Origin of the sequence: Halomonas sp. ND22Bw, assembly GCF_003011945.1 — a bacterium.
Lineage (GTDB): Bacteria > Pseudomonadota > Gammaproteobacteria > Pseudomonadales > Halomonadaceae > Halomonas > Halomonas halophila.
In genome coordinates, this window is sequence record NZ_PXWD01000471.1 from 1 (window position 1) to 326 (window position 326).

The following is a 326-nucleotide window of genomic DNA, read 5'->3' on the forward strand; positions in this document are numbered from 1 at the left end:
GCCTCGCCCTTGACGGCGATCACCAGGCCGGGATTGGTGCAGAACTGGCCGGCGCCCATGTTCAGCGAGCCGACGAAGGCCTCGCCGAGGTCGCGACCGCGGTTGTTCAGCGCTTCCGGCAGCAGGAACACCGGGTTGATGGAGCTCATCTCGGCGTAGACCGGGATCGGCTCGGGGCGCTCCTGGGCGGCCTGCATCAGCGCGGTGCCGCCGCCGCGGGAGCCGGTGAAGCCCACGGCCTTGATGCGCGCGTCGCGCACCAGCGCCTGGCCGACCTCGCGGCCGGAGCCGTAGAGCAGCGAGAACACGCCCTCGGGCAGCTCGCA

At 72.1% G+C, this 326-nt stretch carries 1 protein-coding gene; it reads right to left on the bottom strand.

The features are described 5' to 3' along the window. The coding region (locus tag CVH10_RS18985) for an aldehyde dehydrogenase family protein (protein ID WP_146143079.1) at window positions 1-326 on the bottom strand (326 nt) is incomplete at both ends.